This is a genomic window from Flammeovirga sp. AWQ4_249, assembly GCF_056161045.1.
The window spans coordinates 151,939-171,925 of record NZ_JBSWYJ010000002.1 but is presented as its reverse complement, the minus strand read 5'-3'; the positions used below and the strand labels follow the sequence as shown (position 1 = coordinate 171,925).

At 34.2% G+C, this 19,987-nt stretch carries 11 protein-coding genes and 1 tRNA gene; 9 read left to right on the top strand and 3 right to left on the bottom strand.

Annotated features, from left to right (window positions below; translation table 11 throughout):
• Positions 1 to 59: 59 nt before the first annotated feature.
• On the top strand, positions 60 to 443 hold the full coding sequence (locus tag ACXAHM_RS02630) for an AAA family ATPase (RefSeq protein ID WP_474958840.1): 384 nt from the start codon (positions 60 to 62) through the stop codon (positions 441 to 443).
• An 8-nt stretch (positions 444 to 451) separates the two neighbouring features.
• Here the strand turns inward: ACXAHM_RS02630 and ACXAHM_RS02625 are convergent, their stop codons facing one another.
• Positions 452 to 2,206 carry a DcaP family trimeric outer membrane transporter gene (locus ACXAHM_RS02625; protein WP_474958839.1) on the bottom strand — a complete coding sequence of 585 codons (1,755 nt, stop codon included), beginning with the start codon at positions 2,204 to 2,206 and terminating at the stop codon, positions 452 to 454.
• Positions 2,207 to 2,219: 13 nt separating this feature from the next.
• Positions 2,220 to 3,977 (bottom strand): DcaP family trimeric outer membrane transporter, encoded by a 1,758-nt coding sequence (locus tag ACXAHM_RS02620; protein ID WP_474958838.1) that lies wholly within the window; start codon positions 3,975 to 3,977, stop codon positions 2,220 to 2,222.
• A gap of 140 nt (positions 3,978 to 4,117) precedes the next feature.
• Between ACXAHM_RS02620 and ACXAHM_RS02615 the strand changes: the two genes are divergently transcribed.
• The 8 genes from ACXAHM_RS02615 (at position 4,118) to ACXAHM_RS02580 (ending at position 12,335) form a co-directional block, all read left to right on the top strand.
• A tRNA-Arg gene (locus ACXAHM_RS02615) sits at positions 4,118 to 4,190 on the top strand.
• Positions 4,191 to 4,317: 127 nt separating this feature from the next.
• Positions 4,318 to 4,491, top strand: coding sequence for a hypothetical protein (locus ACXAHM_RS02610; protein WP_474959030.1), 174 nt, complete (start codon positions 4,318 to 4,320; stop codon positions 4,489 to 4,491).
• A gap of 244 nt (positions 4,492 to 4,735) precedes the next feature.
• Complete coding sequence (locus ACXAHM_RS02605) at positions 4,736 to 4,885, top strand: hypothetical protein (RefSeq protein WP_474958837.1); 150 nt, start codon at positions 4,736 to 4,738, stop codon at positions 4,883 to 4,885.
• Positions 4,867 to 5,820, top strand: a complete 954-nt coding sequence (locus ACXAHM_RS02600; protein WP_474959029.1) for a PDDEXK nuclease domain-containing protein — start codon at positions 4,867 to 4,869, stop codon at positions 5,818 to 5,820. The genes ACXAHM_RS02605 and ACXAHM_RS02600 overlap by 19 nt, the downstream gene beginning before the upstream one ends.
• Before the next feature lie 698 nt (positions 5,821 to 6,518).
• Positions 6,519 to 9,326 (top strand): TonB-dependent receptor domain-containing protein, encoded by a 2,808-nt coding sequence (locus ACXAHM_RS02595; RefSeq protein ID WP_474958836.1) that lies wholly within the window; start codon positions 6,519 to 6,521, stop codon positions 9,324 to 9,326.
• A 47-nt stretch (positions 9,327 to 9,373) separates the two neighbouring features.
• Entirely contained in the window at positions 9,374 to 10,591 is a 1,218-nt protein-coding gene (locus tag ACXAHM_RS02590) for a RagB/SusD family nutrient uptake outer membrane protein (protein WP_474958835.1), read from the top strand.
• Between the two features lies 1 nt (position 10,592).
• The gene (locus ACXAHM_RS02585) at positions 10,593 to 11,687 is read left to right on the top strand and encodes a PepSY-associated TM helix domain-containing protein (RefSeq protein ID WP_474958834.1); all 1,095 of its coding nucleotides are present in this window, start codon (positions 10,593 to 10,595) and stop codon (positions 11,685 to 11,687) included.
• Between the two features lie 117 nt (positions 11,688 to 11,804).
• Positions 11,805 to 12,335, top strand: coding sequence for a DoxX family protein (locus ACXAHM_RS02580; protein WP_474958833.1), 531 nt, complete (start codon positions 11,805 to 11,807; stop codon positions 12,333 to 12,335).
• A 74-nt stretch (positions 12,336 to 12,409) separates the two neighbouring features.
• On the opposite strand, the gene ACXAHM_RS02575 is transcribed toward ACXAHM_RS02580, so the two are convergent.
• A complete protein-coding gene (locus ACXAHM_RS02575; protein ID WP_474958832.1) occupies positions 12,410 to 19,981 on the bottom strand; it encodes a S8 family serine peptidase in 7,572 nt (2,523 codons plus the stop codon).
• Positions 19,982 to 19,987: the final 6 nt, after the last annotated feature.

Here is a 19,987-nt window from a genome sequence, read left to right as displayed (position 1 = left end):
TTAAAGTTAGTAGTTATCTCAAATATATAATTACTATTTGCATTTATTTTTGTTAACATATGAAGGAATTAATATTACTTAGAGGATTACCTGGAGCAGGTAAGTCAACTATTGCACAAATGATGGGAGGTTCAATCGAAGCAGATGATTTTATGATCAATGAGAAAGGAGTATATGAATTCAATACTAATTTACTAACTTTTGCGCATAGGCAGTGTGAAGCTATGGTGAAAATGTGTATGCAAAGAGGGCAGGATAAGATTGTTGTCTCTAATTCCTTTACAACTGAAAAAGAATTAAAACCCTATCAAAATTTAGCTAAAGAATTTGGGTATCGTGTTTCTTCACTTATCGTAGAAAATCGTCATCAAAGTGAGTCAGTACATAATGTACCTAAAGAAAACATTAAAAGAATGAGAGAGCGTTTTGAAATTAAACTATAATTGTATTTTTAAATGTCATAACGAATATACATCTGAATCCTTCCTGCATCACCTCTTTGAGCATCTTTATTCGTTCTTGCTCCATAAACTAAACTAATCCCTGTTCTACAACGATCAAAAGGAAACCAAAATAAATTAGCACTAGTATAATAACTGCTCTCAAATGTATCATCAGGTTGCCAATCAGAATTATCAATCCATGAAGCACCATTTACAAAATTGATAAATAAGTTCTTTTTGAAATAATATTCATAAGCAAAGTAACCACCACTAAAGAATGGAACATAAATATCATTTTCAGGGCTAGGAACAGCATCTAGATTGTAGGATGAAAATGCATTAATATATCTTGTCGTACCTCTACCACCTGTAAATTGATAATAAATTTTATGTTTTTCACGAAAAGTATTTTTACCAGAAAGCATTAGTCCATATCCGATTTTAGAAATTACTTCATCATTAGGATTATGTTGAGAAAGGACTCTAAATAAACCTGCGATCTGAAATTGACCTGTAGGTAAAATAAACTTAATTCTAGAGGAAATATCAGGATACAGTTGACGTTGATCTACAGCAACACTGTCTGTAAAAGTTCTTGTGGGAGTCTCTATACTGACCGCAAACTCATTATCATTGGTTCCAACTTTTTTCTCGAATCGTATAATCCCTTGTCGAGTAGTTGATGAACTACTTGGTCCTTCATTATCTACAGTTAGAGGAGTGGAATATAAATCAGTAAATGTGGTCCAAGATTGACCAACAGTAAGGTAGCCGTACTGTACATAAGCATGCCTTAATCTAAAGTAATCTACAGAAGTCCCCCCTCCAGCAAAATCAGCTTCGAAGTAAAATTTAATATATCCTTTTTCAGAAGTAATATTAGAGGAAATACCCAATCTAGTTTGTCGAGCATCCAAGAAAAATCCTCCTTCTCTTTCGTTGGCATCTCCCACTGGAATACGATAGGGAACGAAACCACCTGTACTTGTTAAACCTTTTCCATCATACAAACCATTTAGTTTTATATAGCCTCTAATATCAAAAGGGGTTTGTGCCATTTCAAGGTCTTGAGGGTGTTTATTGTCTACAATTTTGGTCGTATCTATATTAATATTAGGAAAAAACTTTACTGTATTTTGATAATGAGACTCTATGATGAGTTTGTCTTTAACATGAGGAATAGGTTCAATATTAGCTGTAATGACATCTTCATCTTCCGTAGTTTTGATTTGAATAATATATTCAGAACTATCTTTTAATTGAATATCACCCCAAAATGGTAAAGCTCCATCTCTATAACACCACATACCATGGGTTCCTTCTTGAAGTGTAAGACTAATTTCATTGTATGGTCCGATTTCATAAGGGACTTGATCGATTTCTACAATAATGGTGTGTTCTTCAATATTTTCGAGTTGAAGAATGGCTTCGTTTCGTTGGATATGTCCTTGAAAATTAGGAACGAATAAGTCAGCTTTTGCTAATGTGTCGATATGTACAAGTTCTCTTTTTTCAACAAAACCTCTTTTACCTGTTTGGTAATCCCATACTCTAACGAAATTACTTTTTTCATCAAGGGGTAAAGAAAGAATATCTCTTCCTTTATCAAGACGCATTAAAATTGGACTATTGATACTTCGGTGATCTCTAAGGTAAGTCGTATGCTCAACTGTTGATCGCATCCATTGTGCAAAAAGGTGAGATGGGAAGGAAAGTATTCCCATTATTAGCAGTATTCTTTGTAAAGTATAGATATTCTTCATGTTTCTCCAATGTTTAAATATCATACCTTACATACATTTGAAAACGAGAGGCATATCCCGTATTATTATCTTTATTTCGTCGAATACCATAGATATACCCGACGCCTAATTGCATTCTATCGAAAGCATTCCAATAGGAATTCACGCTACCATAATAACTACTTTTATAACTATCAGCAGCTTGCCAAGAATCATTTTCCAACCATGTTACACCTCCTGTTATGTTACTAAAGAACTTGTCTGTCCAATGATGTTCGAAAGAAATATATCCACCAGCTGTACGTGGAACGAATACACTATTATCATCAGGGTTGACGAAAGCATCCATAGAATAATTTCTAAAAGCCCTAACATAACGGCTAATTCCTTTACCGTAAACTACTTGATAGTAGAGTAGATTATTTTTATTGTTCAGAATATTTTTTCCACTGATCATCACACCATACCCTGGTGTATTTTTCGTGTCATTAGAAGCTTGGTCTGAGTAGGATAATAATCTGAATAAACCTGAAAGCTGAACCTGTCCTTTATCATGTTTAATCTTAAATCGGGAAGCGATATCAGGGAATTTTTGTCTTTGATCAATAGCGACGGAGTCTGAAAAAGTAAGCGTTGGCGTTTCAACAGCAATACCAAATTCATTATCTTGAGTACCTACTTTTTTCTCATATCGAATCATACCTTGTCTTATGGCAATAGAACTGTTAGGACCTTCTCTATCGACAGTTAATGGCAAGGCTTCAATGTTCGAAAATGTCGTCCACGTTTGACCCACGGTAAGAAAGCCATATTCCGCATAAGCTTGCCTTAGTCTAAAATACATATTACTAGTAGAACCACCGGCAAAATCAGCTTCGACGTATATTTTTAAATACCCAGTTTTCGCTTTAATATTAGAAGAAAAGGCCAAACGAGTTTGACGAGCTCCCATATAAAATCCACGGTCTACAGTATTTCTTTCACCTACTGGAATTTCGACAGGAACAAAACGGTCAACATCCGAAAGACCATTAAAATCATAGATCATGTTTAATTTTACATAACCACGAATACCTACAGTTGATTTTGACTTTTCTAAATCTTGGGGGTGTTTATTGGTTACAATTCTGGCAGTATCAACTTTGACTTTTGGCGTTACATTTATCGTGTCAACATGATGATATTCCATCCGCAATGTATCTTGAATAGAGTAGACAGGGTCTAGTTCTCCAATTAAAACTTCTTCTGTTTCATCGATTTTTAATACATATTCTGCACTATCTGCTAATACTAAACTACCCCAAAAAGGAAATGCACCATCTCTACTGATCCAAATACCATGTTCTCCTTTTTTTACCCTTAAAGTCAATTCTTCTAAAGGTTGAAGAGCATAAGGGATTTGATCTAATTCAAAGTGAATATCTTTATTGTATAGGTTTTCTAGATGTAAAGTAGTGCCGCCTCTACCTAATGTCCCTTGGTTTTTTAATTCTTCCAGATTTACTTTTGTCAAAGTATCAAATAAGGTGATATTCCCTTTATAGGCAAATCCTCTTTTTCCACTTTGATAATCCCAAACTCGTATGTAATTATTTTTATTTTCTAGTGGAAGAGCAAGAATCTGTCTCCCTTTTTTCAAGGTCATGATAACATGTTCATCACTTCCATAACCATCACGCATAAAAGTTTGTTGTTTGACTTCAGCAGTCATCCATTGAGCAAAAATGTTATTATTGCTTATTAATAAAAAAAAGAGAGTAACGAAGGTATATAGTTTAAGAGAGAATCTCATTGATAACGAGGTAATTCAGATTTTTGATTGCTTTAGAGAAAAAAGTACTAATTAAAAATACATCATTTTGAATAGAATTTGAAAAAAACTTGGTTGTTTGAGCAACTTAGAGATAGTATATTCGCAAAATAAAATAATATGGCTCCATAGTACAACGGATTAGTACGTAAGCTTCCGGCGCTTAAGATCTGGGTTCGATTCCCGGTGGGGCTACTTGGTATTAAAATAAATACCCCCTTCATTTTATCATAACCGCTTTTTCTACTGAAGAAGGCGGTTTTTCTTATTTATGGACTTTCTATGTTTACACTTTTTATATTAAGTATATGATAAATGTCCTATCCTTTTACGTTTAACACACAAAAGGAAGGTAAAACGATTAAATTCGAAATTGGAGATTGAACCAAAGTACTGGGATAAAACGAAAGCGTATGATCCTATTATGATATCTACTTCAGAAAAGAAAAAAGGTGTCACTACTACTCTTACTAACTATAATTTCCAAGGGTGCTAAAGGAACTGTAAGAGCTTTTAGGTCATAAAGATTATAGAAGTACTTTGATTTATGCTCATCTTCTTCTGGATAAGAAAATGGAAACGATGAAAAATTTTGATGATTAATTCATAGGAGGCTACTATCAAAAATTGGGGGTAGCTTCATTTTAATAAAGTTTGTTTTTACCTACACTTTCTTCACTAATTATACTGTTGAGAAAAAGTGTTACCTTCATAGAAGATAAATTTAAGATTGAAAAGTAATGGATTTAGTATCTAATAAAGAGTATTTAAACTGGTATAAAGAAGTAAAAACTCAAATTCAAAATGCTCAAATAAGGGCTATTTTGGCAGCAAATAAGGAGCTTATTATTTTCTATTATACCTTGGTGAAATTATTTTTAAAAAAATAGAGTCATCAGCATGGGGTGATAAAGCTTTAACCCAGTTAGCGAATGACTTAAAAAATGAATTTCCAAACCTCAAAGGGTTCTCTCGAACAAACCTTTATTACATACGTCAATTTTATACTTACTTTAATAATATAATTGTCCCCCAACTTGAGGGACAAAATAAAAGTCAAGAAATTGTCCCTCAGTCTGGGGGACAATTAGTCAAACAATTAATATGTCAGTTACCTTGGGGGCATATTAAAGTAATCATTTCAAAAATTAAATCTCCTAACGAAATGATTTTTTATGTAAATGAAATTATTGAAAATCATTGGAGTAGAGATACTTTTGAGCTTCAATTAAAATCCAACTTATACCAACGTAAAGGTAAAGCAATTACCAATTTTTCAACTACCTTACCTGCTCCTCAATCTGATTTAGCGAAACAAACTATTAAAGATCCTTATCTATTTGATTTTGTTACTTTAAGTGACCCTTATGTAGAAAGAGATATTGAAAACCAATTGGTGAGTCATATTTCAAAATTCTTATTGGAATTGGGTAAAGGTTTTGCATTTATGGGAAGGCAATACCATCTAGAAATAGCTGAGAATGACTATTACTTAGATTTATTGTTTTATCATGTGAAACTGAAAGCTTATGTTGTAGTCGAGTTAAAAAACACGAAGTTTATCCCTGAATATGCAGGAAAGATGAATTTTTATCTTTCAGCAGTTGATAGCTTGGTAAAAGTAACTGATGACAATCCTACCATTGGTATTCTTCTTTGTAGAGATAAGAATAACCTTGAAGCAGAGTTTGCATTAAGAGGCATCAATAAGCCAATGGGAATAAGTGAATTTCAATTTACCGAAGTTGTTCCAGATAATCTGAAAAGTGATTTACCTACTATTGAAGAATTAGAACGAGGATTGAACTTAGGTAATGAAGATTAGAAAAAGAAAGTGTAACCTTTTTACAAACTTCTATTTTTTCAAAGCAAACTACTAACACCACATACATCTGATCCGTTTTCTTTGAAAAACGCTTAAAAACCAAGAAAACAGCACTAAAAAAAATAATTGAAATACAGTTTTTATTGTTTTTATACTATCTTCATAAACCTATATAACAAGCCAAAAAATACAATAGATATATAGATATGAACCATTCTTCCCACAACAAAATCGTATCCTTAATTTGGTCGATTTTATACGACTGTCTTAGAAATGTTTATGTACGAGGAAAATATAGAGATGTAATATTACCCATGACCGTTTTGAGAATTAATGTTCAAAATTAGGTCAGTTATGTCGAAGATCTAATTATTGTTTTTTAATGGATGTTTTTGGTTCATAAATAAAAGTTCACTTTTTAGGTAGTATCATTTTTCTCTTACAGATCACTGAATAATAGTCGTTTAAACAAGGATTTATTTGTTTAGGAATATTCACAATCGATGAAAATTAGCTGTAAGTGTTTGATTGTAAATACGATATATCGTCACTTTGGTCTGTTATTTATATTAAGTCTAAATAAAGTGAGTACCGTCATTGCTATGTATTAATAATTTAAGCATTTTCGCGTCACTATTTGAAATTAGTCTAAATAAGAGATGACGCTAAACAAGTACTACCTGGTTTTATTGAACTTAATGTTCGTAACGCAAGCTTTTGGTCAAAACATATCTGGAACTGTCGTTAATCAATCGACAAACGAAAGTTTAATCGGAGTAAACATTTACTCAAAGACATTAAACATCGGTACAATCACTGATACCAATGGTGAGTTTATCTTACAGTTACCAAAATCATACAAAGAGACTTCCGCTGAATTTGAAGTTTCCTATGTAGGTTTTACAACAAAAACAATTACTTTATCAGAAGGTAAAAACAAGAAAATCTTCTTAGAAGAAGATGTTGTATTGGAAGAAGTGACCGTACAAGCAAGTATTGTTGGTTCAAAACCCCTAGAACAATTAGCTACTTCTTATAATAAAATTGATTCGGAAGGATTAACAGAGGATCAATCTTTTACTTCTATGTCAGATCTATTAAATGGTCGTAGTGGAAGTATGCAAGTGTTTAATTCAAATGGTAAAGTTGGTACTTCACCACGTTTCAATATTCGTTCAAGTGCGACATTTAGTTTACAAAGAGATCCATTAGTATTTGTAGATGGAGTAAGAATGAGTACTTCTAATATTTCTGATGTTTCATCTGCACAAGAATCTTTAGGTGGATTAAATGACTTGAATCCTAATGATATTGAATCAATTGAAATCTTAAAAGGACCAGCGGCAAGTGCTTCTTATGGTGCTGAAGCTGCCAATGGTGTTATTATTATTAAGACAAAAAGAGGGACTTCTGATAAATTAAAAGTTGATTTAAAATACTCTCAAGGGGTTAATCAGTTAGCGAATGACTATGATCAGTATGTAAACAATGATCCTATCAACGACTTCTATCAAAAAGGAAAAGTACAAAACTATTATGCATCAGTAAGTGGTAAATCAGGTGAAAATGGTCGTTTCCATATGGGATTTGATCAAAGAAACAATGAAAGCCACGTTCCTGGTAACAAAGAATTAAGAAGTACTTTCAATGGTACTTATGATTATACAAAAGAGAAATTCAACTTTGGTTTCTCTGGACAATATTCTATAGGTGAAGTGATCATGCCTCCAACAGGTAGTGGAAAGTATGATGCCACTTGGAACTTAGTAAAAGACCAAACACCTTGGCCTTATTTAACGGAAGAAGCATGGGCTGCTCAACAAGTCCAGTACAACAATAACCGTTTTATGGGTAGCGCTTATTTAGGTTTTAATCCCATTGAAAATTTGACGATTAAGTCATTGGTTGGTTTGGATCAAAATGATGTAGATGGTGTTAATTATAAGCCTTATGGTCAAACATACGGTGACATTAAAGAAGGACAAAAGACACTTTCCAATAGAAGAAATACGAACTTAAACTGGGAAAACTCAATTCGCTACGATTGGAAAATCAATGAAAAGCATCAATTGAGTGTGGCAGGGATTACACAATTGAACCAAGAATTATCAATTAGTAATTCAGTTACAGGTCAAAATTTCCCTTCAGCAGAAATTGACAATATTGGAGCAGCAGGGATTATTACAAATGCAGGTGAAAATCAATTTGAAAAACGTTCATTTGGTATTTATGGTGAAGCAACATATGCTTACGATGAAAAATTGTTTGTTACAACTGGTTTGAGAAGAGATATGTCCAACTTAATGGGTAGTAATGTAAGTAGCATTTTATATCCACAGGTGTCAGTAGCTTATAACTTAGACAAAGAAAACTGGGCAGAAGATATCTTTGATGCTTGGAAAGTAAGAGTGGCTTATGGCGAGTCAGGTCGTTTGCCTCATCCATTAGATGCACAAACTTCCTACTTAGCAACACAAACTGCAACAGGGCCAAGTTATGAAGCATATGTACTAGGAAATCCTGATATCAAACCAGAAAGAACTAAAGAATTAGAATTAGGAACGGATTTCACATATAAAAAATTAGATGTTTCATTTACATATTACCAACAACATACTGTAGACGCTATTATTTATACGGATTTGCCACCATCAGAAGGTTGGGTAACTTCGAGTGCAAAGTATGCTCAAAATGCGGGTGAGATTAAAGGTTCAGGTATTGAATTGAGTGTCAACTATAGAGTTTGGGAAACTCAAAACAGACGATTTGCGATAGACTTATTTGGTAATGTCAATTGGCAACAAAATGAAGTGATTGATACAGGAGGTGAGGAGTTCACTTATTTTGCTTCAACTATCCAAGAAGGTTACCCAGCGTATGCTTTCTATAATCCTAAATCAGATGGAGCAAAGTTTGATGAGAACGGTGAATATGCTGGAGAGATCGTAAGTGATTATCAATATTTAGGAAAACCTTTCCCTGATTATCAAGGATCATTTGGAGTAAACGTTACTTTATTCAAGAACTTAACAGCATCTGCATTATTTACGTATGCAACGGGATTCCAAGTGTATAATATTTCAAGTAGAAATGTTGCTCGTCAAGGTGATAACTTATATGCTAAAGAATATGCTTATGAAAATATGACGAGCTACCCAATCGGCTCACCCGAATATATCCAATGGGCAAATGAATTATCAACGTATGAATCTTCAAGAGGTAACTTCGTAGAAGATGGTGATTTCTTACGATTAAGTAATGTAACATTATCTTACGATTTAACAGACCTTACAAAGTCATTTATCGGTCAAAATGGAATCAATAGTTTAAGAGTTTCTTTCTCAGGAAGCAATTTATGGATGATTACAAAGTATAGTGGTCCTGATCCATTAGTTGCTGGAGAAGGTGGTTCAAGTGCAAGTAGAGGTATGTCACATATCGGTTCAGATTGGACGAGTGTTCCTCCTCCAAAGACGTATATGTTTACTGTTCACTTAGGAATTTAATCTTTCTACTTTATCGAAAACCATTTATAAAAAAAAGAAATTACGACATGAAACATATATTAATTTTTGCTTTATTTATTTCACTAACATCATGCTCAGGATGGGTGAGTGATGCATTGACTCCAAATGATATTTTGGACTATGAAGAAATGAATAAACCAGAAGCTTTTGGTAAAATTGATGACCAAGGAAACTTTTCAGTTGGTCCTAATCTATCATCTATTTTACATGCAGGAGCAGAATATTACCAATCAGTTTATACTTACGCAGGTGTAATGACAGATGAGTTTATCTGGGTAGAAGGTGGAAACGTTATTGTTTATAGAGAGATCGAAGAAGATGATCTTACACCACAAAACAGTAGTATCAAAGGATTTTGGTCAGACGCTCATAATTATAGAGCAAGAGCCTTAGAAAATATCACTAGAATAGAAGAAACTTCATGGAATTCTTCTTCTGATGAAGAAATGACAATTCGTCAAAATGCACTTTGGTATACTCATTTACATCATGCAAATGCACTAGCGAACTTGACTTATTATTTTAATACTGATGGTCACGGTAATGGTACTATTTATTTGAATGGTGAGGAGCAATCTGTAGAATATGTAATGGAATTGGCAATTGAGAATTTTAATCAAGCAATTTCATTTGGAGATGATTATCAAAAGAAAATAGCATATACATTATTAGCAAAATCGTATTTGGTTTGGGGTAACTTATCAGAAGCTGAAACTGCAGCTGCTTCAGGTTTAACAGCAAGTGATGCGAATTTTGGTTTTGATTACCAAAATGGTGTAATGAATAATGGTATTGGCGATGCTGCCGGAATTTACGGAAGAGAGCTTTCAGTACCTTCATATTTTGAAAACATCTTAACAACAGAAGCTTCAAAGACAAGATGTCCAATTGTCAAGCATACAGAACAAGATCGTCAAGTACAAGGGCTTTATGAATTGTATGATAGAACAGTTTTGACGGACTTTGTTGAAAATAATTTGATTCTAGCAGAAGTAGCTGCCAAAAAAGGAGAGAATGTAGATCAATACATTAATGAAATCCTTACTTATTTTGATACAAGTGCTGAAACAGTTTCTGGAATAACATTTAATGAGGTCATCGAGTATCGTAGAATTTATCTATCTTGGCGAGGTACAAGAATGTTAGACCTAAGAAGATTACAATGGGATGGTGAGAAAACGTCACCTTCATTTACTGAAAGACAAAATCAGTATTTCCCAATTCCTGATATAGAGTGGATGTAATATGTTGACGCAAACAAAGAAACCTAATAAAGTCATAAAGCGAAATACGATTTGGTATAAACTCCATTTGTGGTTGGGATTGATCAGTGGTATTGTAGTATTCAATACTTGCCTTACAGGGTCGATCTTAACTTTCGAACATGAGTTAGAGCCATTTGTATATCCACAGCGATTTGCATTTGCAGAAGGTGACTCTAGAGTTTCTTTGGAACAAATCCGTCAACAATATCAAGGGCAATATAACATTACAGGCTTCCGTATTTTTGAAGATATGGAAGTACCTATTCAACTATTTATCCGAGAAGGAAAAACATCTAAAGTAGGGTATGTAGATCCTTATTCAGGAGAATTATTGGATATTGGCATTCCCAAAGAAAGCATTTTTAAGACAATAGAAATGCTACACAGGAATTTACTTTTAGGAGATATTGGAAAACAAATTGTAGGAGCTTCTACATTGATTTTCTTATTCTTGGCTATTTCTGGACTTTACCTTTGGTGGCCTAAAAGAAACAAATTCAAAGGTAAATTTGGAATAAAAACCAAGGCAAATATTCGTAGAGTTCTTTATGATGTTCACGCTAATATTGGTATGTACTTAGTCATTGGCGTAATCATTTTTAGTGCTACAGGTTTAGTATGGTCCTATTCTTTTATTCGTAAAGGAATTAAGTCAATTGAAAAGCCCGAGGTAAAAGAAGAAAGACCGATTTCAACTGTTATTGAAGGTAAAGAAACATTGAACTGGGATACTATCTATGGGAATATCAATCAAATATTAGGTACTCCACACAGAAGTACTGTACGAATTTCTTCCAAAGCGGAAGGTACTATTTCTGCTAATATTACAATGCCTGGAGATCATGAAAACGCTTATCATTCTTTGTATTTTGATAAGTATTCAGGAGAGCTTTTAAAGAAAAAAATGTTTAGCGAGGTATATCTCGGAGATTATATTTACCGCTATATCTATCCAATACATAAAGGAAGTATTTATGGACTTCCCTCTCAAATTTTTGCATTTATAGTCTGTATATTTTCTTGTTCTCTACCTATTTCAGGATTATACATGTACTTATTGAAAAAGAAAAAATAACTATTCGTTTGACCTTTTTCTAAAACATCTAGAGATTTGAATTATTCTCTAGAGGTTTTCTTTTTTAAACAAAAAAGACTTTTATGGGTTAAATGAAAGAATCAAAACTAATCTCTAATGCTATACTCTCTCAAAAAAATCATTTCACCGGTTGTATTTGACAATTGGCTGGCGAATATCATGATCGCCTTTCCAAGAATAATAGGAGGGCTACTTTTGTGCCTTGAATTTGGGGCAAGTAAGTTTGGAATGCCATGGTCTACCACTGAAGAAATGGGACTGTTTCAAGTGGCATCTTGGTTTCCTGAAGATGTTGCAAAATTTGGATTCCCATTTAATATATCTCCTTTATTATTTGCTTGGTTAGGAGCTGCAACCGAGGCGATTGGTGGTTTATTTTTAGTACTCGGATTAGGAACTCGTATTTGGAGTTTCTTATTATCGATGACGATGTTTACTGCTATTTTCCTTCAAAAATGGCCTGATGCTATGGAATATGGAAGTAGTTGGCCTTTGTTGCCTGCAGCAGGATTCCTATGGATATCTATCTACTTGATGGTAGTTGGCTCTGGTAAATTGGGTTTAGATTACTTAATTGTGAAGTCTAAGAAAACAATGTCTTCAACTCTACCAGAACCAATAAATTAAAGAAAAATAAAAACCCTCAGCTTTAGTCAAAGACCAAAGCTGAGGGTAGTAGGTAAAGTTCTACTTAACTAAAACTAATCGATTTTCATTTTATTAAATCCTACCATTTTATTACCAACGGTAAGCGTATAAATGTATAAGCCATTTTGTAAATGACTGAAATCTTTTTGAATTTTATTTTCACCGATTGTAGTTCTTTCAATAACAATTCTGTCTACTAAAACACCATTGATATTGAATACATTGATAGTTGCCGTTGCTGAAACTTCCGAAGTAAAAGAGAATGTTGTTCCATTCACTACTGGATTTGGGAAGTTTTTCAATGAAGAAGTATTAATTGCATCATCAAAAACACTCGTTACTTCTTCATCAATTACTTCAACATTTACAATTTTCAATGTAGAAGCGCCATGACTATCCGTTGCCATTAAGGCTACTTCTGTAGTACCTGCTTTTAATGGAGCAAATACAAAGCTATCGTCTGCCATACCTACTAATACTACGCTTGAGTTTGTAGCTGCAATTGAGTATTCCATCATATCTAAGTCTTCATCTTCGAATACTTCATCAATGATTTGATAGAATGCCTCATCACCAATTGTCATTTGAATAGTTTCTACTTCAGCAGCAATTGGAGCTCTATTGACATTATTGATCATTACTTTTATTTCATGTATTGCTTCAACACCATGCTCATCCATTACTTTAATGTTTAAAGTATGCTCACCTGCCATATCATAGTCAGGGTTGATACTGATGTTCAACATTCCATTATTGCTAGAAGTAATTTCTGCATTGATAGCTTCTAATCCTTCTACTTCGAATGAAATCATGTCATCTTCTTTATCTGAAGCTTTCAATTCCAATACATTTTTAGTGCCCTCATTGTACGTTAACATTGTAGGGATTTCCATAAATGTAGGTGCTTGGTTATTGAATAATGCAACTTCAAATGAAGCAGGAGCAGCGAAAGGATCATTTGAGATAACATTTACTGTAGCACTTACTTCTGGTAATGTTTCAACTGAAGATTTTACAGTAGCTGTAATTGTTTGCTCAGCACCTTCTTCTAATGAACCATTTAAAGCATCAAGTGTTAACCAGTATTCACCAGCTTCCTCTTTTGCTAATGCTCTTGTCATCCACTGTACAGTTCTAAAGTTATAACCAGCTGAAGTTATGTCCATCCATCCATCTTCTGTTAAGTAGAAGAAAATATTTTTCATAGACTCTTCACTATTTACATAACCTTGAGGGTGTGTAAGACCTAGATCATATGAGAATACGACATAGAAAGCTTCGTTTGGATAGATACTTTGTGTTTCCTCTAATGGTAGTGTAAATAAATCACCAATGTTATCAAAACCATTTGATTCTGGTCTCATTTCTTCTTGATAAATAATATTAGAAGTGTTGATTTCATTACCGACCATCACCGTAACAGTAATTTTACCATTTTCTAAACCATAAGGTCTGTACCAAGTTTGAACATGAGATAATTCAAATCCATCTACTGGAGCAATAAACTTAGTGGCTGCATGGAATACATTACCACCAAATCCTAAGAAGTTATTTGCTGAAGTTTCATCATCATGTTTTAAGATTGCATGATACATTTCTTCTTCACCTTCTTCAGTTACAGATTGATTTGGAGCATTTTCAATAACATTTTCTAGTGTATTCTTTTCAGTGCTCATTGGAGAAGTCATGATATGATCAGCATCTCTCTTGTAATCAATCACAACATTGTAATCCAATACAGAATTACCTGCTTTATTGTCTACAGTAAATGTATAGTTTGATTCATGAGAGGCATCATCAGCATATACCATGATATCTTCTGAAACAACATTTAGTACAGGAGGCAAGAAAGCGTCTAATCCAAATGCAATACTTGCAGTATCACCAATAGCTGAGACCATATGAAGTGAATCAATGAATGATAATGAATTCTCATTAGGTGTTACAGTCGCTTTCATTTCAAATACTTGACCAGGTTGAATTGTTGTCGATACAACTCCATAATCAACATACAATTGGAAATCTGAAATCGGTACCCAATAAATCATTGGTCCCCAGAATCCAGCTTCTTCATATTTGAAAGTAACATCTACGTTACCTGCATTATTCATCACTAACTCAGCAATATCAAAGTCATCTGTTCCTTTGTTTGTCAAGTAGAAATCTTTTACGATGGCTTGACCATCTGCCATGCGACGACCATAGTCTAATGAATCTTTGTTGAAAGTGGCCTCCGGAACACCCGTTACATTTAAAGTCACAGGAATTGAAATAGCCTCTTTGTTTGGTGTTACATTTCTAAAGATTAAATCAGACATATATTCTCCACCTGGCATTTCAGTAGCATCTACAACAAAGTCGATTGTTTTTGATTCACCTGCAGGAATTGTAATTTTTTGAGAGGGAACAAATTCAACCACTGCTCTATCTTCAACAAAACTTGTATAACCAGCAACTTCTACAAAGTTTGACGCATCATGGTTTTCAATACCAATAACCATTCTATCTGCCCAAGAATCTACTCCTGACTGATTCTCTGTAGTATATTGGAATTTAATTTTTCCATTTTTGTAAAGAACAACTTGAGCAGAAACTTTGCCACCGAAGATAGCTTGGAAGTGTAAGTATCTGTTGTAAGAAATTACTACTTTTTCTTCATCAGCATAGTACCAAGGACCTTTTGTAGGATCTTCATCATAGTAATCCCATCCACCTAGCATCCATAATGGAGCGATAATGTTGTTTATGTCATCATCGATACCCATTCTTTCACTAAATGAACCAAATTTTAAATCATCAAATGACATATAGCCATTATCTGCTACATAGATTGTATTGTAATCATTTCCGAAATAATTGAAAGTAAAAGGAAGTTCATACGCTTTAGTAAATTTACCTTCTTCCATTTCAATTTTTTCACCTTCTCTTGTTGCATCAATCCAAGCAAAAGTTGGTGCTGAAGCATCTCCTTCACCACTTAATACTTTCTTATTATCTCTCCATGAATAAACAAAATCTGGAATTTCATTTGCAGGAGCCGCTTCTTCTGCTCTATACATCCAACCATTTACAACAGGAGAAACTTCTAAATCTACAGGACCATCAACATTTGAAATTTCAATTGATGTTGTTAATGACTCACCAGAATTTAAAGCAAATGATAGAGGAGTAGTATCTAACGCAATGGCAGGAGCTTCTGCAACTGTACCCGAAAGATTAACAATAAACTCTTCACCTTCTGCATTCGTTAACGTCAATACGTCTGTTTTATCACCTAATGTACTTCCTTCTAAAGTAATCTTTAAGTCTGTAGTGTGTCTAGGTGTGATTTCAAATGAAGTTTTATCTAGTGTATAGTGATCATTTTCTAAGACAGCACTTACAATATTGGCTGTTTTAGCACCTTTATTTTCAATTCCTAATGTAATTGATTGTGCTCCACCAATAAATACAGTACCGAAATCAAACTCGTTTCTAGTTAACTCAAGTACTTCTTCAGCACCAGAAGTTATATCTAATTTTACAGTAAAGTGAGATAAAGGTGTTTGTGGATCATTACTGCTGATAGAAATATTTTGAACATTTTGTCCTTCAATAGCATAGTCTGTAATGACATCAAAAGTAATATCTATAGATTCACCCACAGGAACTAATCCATTTGTAGAACTTAAGTTACTGATTAAATCAAGACCAGGATTATTAAATTTCACACGAACATTTTCAAATTGATCAAAGAAAATTGTTCTTCCCTGTACATACCAAGGATCTAATAATGTGATACCATCTTGTTTATCTGGATTTTCAAGAGCTAAGAATACACTTTCTGCATAACTATAATACCCACTAGGACTCCAAGGATCTTCAACTAATAAGCCATTTAGATCTAAGTAACGGAATTCGATATTACCATTATCAAAAAGAACAATTTGGAACGTGACATTACCACCATCTATTCCTTTTACATAACAATTTTTGTATTCAAGAATAGCATAAGTGTCTCTCTTCGCAAAATAAATATCACCATTTTTTGCAATATCTAATTCATAGTATAATGCTGAAATAAATCCATTTGCCATCCAGTATTTACCAAGACCAGGAGTAGATCCATTCAATGGGTCATTTTGGTCTAAAGTAATCATACCAAAAGTTGTTGCATATAAGTTCTCAGCATATTCACCATAATAAGGAAAATCAAAACCAAGATCCAATTCATAATACTTATTATCACCATTGATTTTAAATGCTTCACCAATGTCAATAGTTCCTTCTTCTCCTTCAATTTCTTCCCAGAAAGTAGCATCAGTTTCATTTGTTTTATCCCATGAATAACCAAATCGATGTACACCTTCTTCCACTTGATCAGAGAATCTAGGGATAGAGTATTGTAGAGGATAATCTCCAGTATTATTGATGGTTACACTACCTTGAGTAGTTTCGTTATAAGCTAAAGTATGTAATTGTTCTTCAGGAGATACATCAATTTTCGAAGGAGTAGCAGCTACACCAAAGAGATTGATATGATGTTCCATACCTTCTACATCTACTAATGTCAATACAGTATTTGTATTGCCAGGAGTTTTTGGATGATAGGTTACAATAATATCTGATTTCGCTCTAGTTGGTAAAACTGAAGGTGATTCTTTGATTGAAAAATTAGTATCATCATTGACAGAAGCACTTGCAACAACAAAATTACCATAACCATAATTGGCTAATTCAATGACCATATCCTTTTCAGCATTAACGAAAACACTACCAAAGTTGGCAATTTCTACCGATTTGATACTTGGCTTTTGGTTAGAGACATTGAAGGTAACAGGCAAACGAACTTCTTCTTGAGTTTGGTCATTTGTTTCTAAAACAATATTAGAACCATAGCTACCATTACTTAATTTTGATGCATCTAATGTTACATTAACTTCTTGAGAACTTGCAACATCGATATCACCACTGTAAGGAGAAAGTGTTATATACTCTCCAACATGTTCATTTAAAGAAGCAATAGCTGTTACGAAAGCCCAACCTTGTCCTTCAGTAGCCATTGCAGTTGCAAGAGAAGTGAATGTTTGGTTATTATCAAAACTAAACCATTGATTACTCTCGTTAATTTCAATCTGCTCAGGTGTTAAACTCCAAGCTCTATTGACACCAATAGGGAAGATATTTCCTGCTTCAAAACGAGCATTTAACCATACAATAGAACCAGCAGGAACTAATATATTTTCTTCAGGATGCAATTGCTTATATCCTTCATAAGATGCATTTGGAATCACACCATTATAAATTACCTCCGCTTGCGTAAAGATATTACCTACTCTGATTTCAATAATTGGTTCACCCACTGTGATACCATTGATATAAATACCTAAATCTGTAATATTGAAATCCTTATCTTGATCAACATAAAATGCTTGAATTACTGAATTTGGTAAAGTCTCATCCGTTTCTCCAATTACATATTGTGCCCAAGTAGCATCAAAATAAGAAAGAGAACTTGATTCGAATGGTGCTAAATCTTCTTCAGAAGAAAGTACTTTATTATTCGGAACCATTTTTCTTCCCATAGTAGGAATAGTAGATGAATGTGTTCCAGGATTAGCTTGTGAAAGTGCATTATTTGTATCAATGTTGAACCAACTTTGACCTACTGAAGCCATCCATCTTAATAATCCTTCACCAATATTTTCGATAGTAAAAGTTTCTTCATTTGAAGTCCCCATTTCAGTATCAATATCAGAGATTATCTCTGATGTACTTAATGAAACTTCAGGACCATTATTCGTCGCTGTGATGATGATGTTTGATAATGCAGAAGCATTTGTCCATCTATCTCTGGCAACTACTGCAATATGATATTCCGTAGTTTGTGATAAACCATGCAATTCATAAGTTACAGTTTCACCTGCTTCAAGATTTGATTTTACATACATTGAAGCTGCCTCCATATAGTTTTCAGCAGTGATTTCTTCTGTAGAATAATATATATCAAATGCACTTGCTCTTGAATCATCTTCATCCGTAGGTACTGACCAAGAAAGTGTAATGAAATCATGTGAGCTATTGACAACCAATAGATCAGCAACAGCATTTGGAGCTACACCTTCATTAACTTGCATCGCAAGACCGGCATCAATGATACCAATACCCATCATTCCTTGGAAATTAGGATTAGCATCATAGATTTCACTTGTTGAATTGGTCAATTGAGCCCAAAGTGCTTCAGAAGTATATTCTGCATTTCCGAATTGTGATAACACAAGACCGGCAATACCTGATACGTGAGGACAAGCCATTGAGGTACCTTGTAAATAGCCATATTGGTCACCAGGTAAAGTACTCAATACACCATCAATGTTACTTAATGACACATCACCACCTGGAGCAGTAATATCTACCCATTCACCATAGTTTGAATAATATGCTCTACGATTAGCAGGACCAGTAGAAGCTACGGTCATGATTCTATCGTAGTAGCCCGGGTAGTATTTATCATCGTTATTGTCATTACCAGCTGCAAAGATGACAATACCTCCCTTCATTGGGCTACCTTCATAGTTACCCGCTTCTTCAATAAAGTAGTCAATAGCGTCCATAACCGATTGTTCATAAACTCCAGCAGCAGTATATCCCCATGAGTTTTGAGAAATTACTGCACCGTTGTTTGCGGCATAGACATAAGAAGCAGCTGTGTTGTTTTTGGGACCACTTAAAATAGGTAAAGCCATAAGGCGGACTCCATTTCCAGAGCCATCACCACCAGCAACGCCAGCTACACCGATTCCATTGTTGTTTGTGGCAGCAACAGTACCGGCTACGTGTGTACCGTGAGGTTGAGGAACGATTTCTCCTTGTCCATAAGAGAAGTCATAACCATGAATATCATCAACATATCCGTTTCCATCGTCATCAACACCTTCTTCACCGTTGAGTTCGATTTCGTTTACCCATACATTGTCTTTTAAATCTTCGTGACCAACGTCTACACCTTCATCATGAATAGCGATGATCACTTCCTTTTTACCTGTAGTAACAGCCCATGCATCAAATAAATTAACATCTGCATTTTCTACCCAATTATCACCACTACCATCATTTTCATAATGCCATTGTTTTGATAAATAAGGGTCATCTGTAGGAAGTTCATTAATTCCATAAGTCGATGTTGCAGGTGAAGCTACTTTTGGTTGTCCTACAGGATCAATTAAAGTTTTTTCTAAAATTGGTTCAGCAATGCTCACATTTTCTAATGAAGCATACGCTTGAACAGCTGCAACAGCCTTTCCATTGTCTACATCGATTTCATACCATAAATGAAGTCCATGTTTACGCAATTTTTCTTCATTTTTAGCATCAAAAGGGAATACTCTCCTTAGGTTATGTGCATGAAATTGTGAGGAAACAGCGTCAAACTTTGAAAGTCCGATAGATAGAGTGCCAGTAGAATTTGTTCTAGCATTGGAAATTTGTTGTAGGCCTTCATCCGTAAACTTAATACGAAGAACACCTTGTCCTACACCTTGACTAAAGGTGGTTGGAGTCTGTGCCATCGCTGAGTGGCTAGTGGTCATCAATGATGATACCCCTAACATTGCTCCCAGCATAACACCTCGTAGTGTTTTAGTCATGTTAAT